At 41.2% G+C, this 3,051-nt stretch carries 3 protein-coding genes; 1 reads left to right on the forward strand and 2 read right to left on the reverse strand.

The window, feature by feature from the left end:
* On the reverse strand, window positions 1-224 hold a 224-nt coding region (locus BCT81_RS14160; RefSeq protein ID WP_133152629.1), incomplete at its 3' end, for an NAD-dependent epimerase/dehydratase family protein.
* Window positions 225-395: 171 nt separating this feature from the next.
* On the opposite strand from BCT81_RS14160, the gene BCT81_RS14165 reads away from it, so the two are divergent.
* Window positions 396-2,273 (forward strand): nucleoside-diphosphate sugar epimerase/dehydratase, encoded by a 1,878-nt coding sequence (locus BCT81_RS14165; protein ID WP_102424833.1) that lies wholly within the window; start codon window positions 396-398, stop codon window positions 2,271-2,273.
* On the opposite strand, the gene BCT81_RS14170 is transcribed toward BCT81_RS14165, so the two are convergent.
* The coding region (locus tag BCT81_RS14170) for a glycosyltransferase (RefSeq protein WP_102424834.1) at window positions 2,257-3,051 on the reverse strand (795 nt) is incomplete at its 5' end. The two genes, BCT81_RS14165 and BCT81_RS14170, sit on opposite strands and share 17 nt — an antisense overlap.

Genomic DNA, 3,051 nt, shown 5'->3' on the forward strand with positions numbered 1-3,051 from the left:
TCATTCATTTGATGCACGCGAGCAGCACAATGAACAACACAATCTACACCTTCAAATGCACCAGACCAGTCAGTTTCAGCACCGATAGACGAAACCAAAAAGCAGTTAGGTTGTGTTCTGGAACTCTTACGAAGTACAGAAACTACTTCCCAATCACGCGCTTCTGCTAACTCAACCACTCGAGCACCAACAAACCCCGTACTACCTGTAACCAAAAGTTTCATAAAACAAACCGCTCAACAAACGAACAAATAATAAACAAAATCAACAGTAAATCGATTAGGCAACACATAACAACCAATTACATCTAGCTTACCGCACTTAAGAACATTAAAATACAACATAAAACTACAACTATTAAACCCAAGACGCTCAGTGGCACGCTAAGGAACATCATGATCAGACCAATACATATTTTGCTAAATGCTAAACGCAAGCATAAGCGTGTCATAAGTATTGGCTATGATATTTTTGCTATCGTTGTTTCACTCTATTTGGCGATTGCCTTACGACTTGGGAACGCATTTTTTGAAGTAGAAGTCGAAGAACTAATAACACTATTTGTTACTGTATCGATCACTATTTACAGCTTTGTAAAGTTGGGAATGTACCGAGCAGTTTTACGTTATATGATGCTGCCCGCAGTTGGTAACATCTTCTTTGGCGTCATAATTTCCACCTTAGCTTTAATCATGAGTGGCTTTTTTTTCCACTCGTTCATCCCTAGAAGTGTCCCATTTATCTATGCGGGTTTGGCGACGCTGACTTTAGGTGGTCCCAGAATCCTCATCCGTTCAATTTATTATCACTGGTTTAAACGTCAGAAACCTAATGTATTTATTTATGGCGCGGGGGCAACTGGTCGCGATCTAACGTATGCCCTGATTCAGGGCGACGAATACAATCCAGTAGTACTACTTGATGACGATCCAACAAAATCGGGGCAAATATTGTTTGGGCTTAAGGTCCATCACCCAAGTGAATTTGAACACCTCCAATCGCTTTATCAACCCGTAAAGCTACTTTTAGCCATTAATGGGATCAATAAAGGCGAACGTCTAAGGCTAGTGGAGAAATTATCACACTGGCCGATCGCAGTACAATCAGTACCATCAGTGGAGGATATTGCAGCGGGTAAAGCAACAGCAACTGAAGTGAAAGATCTTGATGTTGCAGATCTACTTGGTAGAGCCGCGGTTGACCCAGACAAGGCGCTTCTAGCGCAAAACATTTACAATAAGAATGTTATGGTTACTGGCGCCGGTGGCTCCATCGGCTCTGAGTTATGTCGACAAATCATGTCACAAAAACCCAAAACACTCGTTCTATTTGAGCTCAATGAATACAACCTTTACAAAATCGACCAGGAGCTCAATTCAACAAAGATAAACTTAAAAAGCGAAACTCGAATCGTCGCTGCTCTTGGTTCTGTTCAAAGACAAAACCGATTAGAGAAACTGATGGCAGCACATGAGGTCGAAACCGTTTATCATGCAGCAGCTTATAAACACGTCCCCTTGGTTGAAGATAATATTGTTGAAGGTGTTCGCAACAACGTTTTTGGCACGCTCGCGTGCGCTGAAGCTGCGATACAAACAGGTGTGAAGAACTTTACTCTCATTTCAACAGATAAAGCAGTAAGACCGACTAACGTTATGGGCGCGACCAAGCGTATGGCTGAACTGGTTCTTCAAGCATTGGCCGATAAACAAAATACTACCACTTTCACCATGGTACGCTTTGGTAACGTTTTGGGCTCTTCTGGGTCTGTTGTTCCACTGTTTAAAAAGCAAATAAAATGTGGCGGCCCTGTAACCGTAACTCACCCAGATATCATTCGCTATTTTATGCTTATTCCTGAGGCAGCTCAGCTTGTTATCCAAGCTGGTGCCATGGGGCACAATGGACAAGTATTTGTTCTTGATATGGGTGAACCCGTCAAGATTCTAGACCTTGCAAAACGGATGATTCATTTGATGGGTATGCAAGAGCATGTCGACGGGGATTCTCAAGAAGGCGATATATCTATAAAGTTCACCGGATTGCGCCCAGGAGAAAAGCTTTATGAAGAGCTTTTGATTGGAGATAATGTGGAGGGAAGCGGCCATCAAAAAATCATGACGGCCAAAGAGCAGATGCTAAATTGGATTGAGATGCAACCTCTTTTGGAACGACTCGACGGGTGTTGCCATAACTTTGATGAAGAATGCATTATGACAATTCTATTAAATGCACCAACTGGTTATAAACCTAATTCTAACGAACAGCACTAATACTAATCTCTTCATAAACATTGAGAGTTTTTTCAAAAACCATTTCTTGAGAAAACTCTTCTTCAACTTTTTTACGCCCTTGAACGCCAAATTCAAGCGTTTTTTCATCACTCTCCAGTAAGGTGCGTAAACAGCTAGCCAGTGATACAACATCACCTGGCCTCGCCAATAAACCATTAACGTTATGTGATACAATTTCACGACAGCCAACAACATCTGTCGTGATTATCGCTCTTTGGCAAGAAGCTGCCTCGATCAAAATACGAGGGACACCTTCACCATAAGTTGTAGGTAAGCACACTATATCGTTTTCTTTTATAAGTTTAGGCATATCTTGCACGTTACCTAACCAATTGATATCACGTGAACTTGCCCAACCCTTCACTTGACTAAGAGGGATAGCAGAAGAAACATCGTTATCAATAATCCCTGCAATATTGAGCGTGAAACTCAACCCTTGCTTTTCTAGCTCACGCTTTGCTCGAACTAGACATTCCAATCCCTTTTCTTTTAAAAGCCTTGCACCAAACAAAACGTTTTTATTTAAGGGAGCTAGTGAAGGGGAAAAACGAGCCAAATCAATTCCAGCTCCCTTGATCACACGACCATTATGATATTTTAAAATACCTAGCTCACCAAATAACTTAAAGTCTTCGTTATTCTCAAAAACAAAGCGAGAGCTTGAGGAGGATATAAAGCGATAGAGGTTAGAAATTATAATTTTTAATAATTTGAACTTAATAGCGTTAGAACTAAACACAGCCCCTAAGCCAGTAAC

The sequence above is a fragment of the Vibrio sp. 10N.261.52.A1 genome (assembly GCF_002876325.1).
In the GTDB taxonomy this organism is placed as follows: Bacteria; Pseudomonadota; Gammaproteobacteria; order Enterobacterales; family Vibrionaceae; genus Vibrio; species Vibrio chagasii.

Bases quoted from the DNA above. Each gene is read 5' to 3' on its own strand.
- BCT81_RS14165 (WP_102424833.1), top strand. From the start codon at position 396: ATGATCAGACCAATACATATTTTGCTAAATGCTAAACGCAAGCATAAG.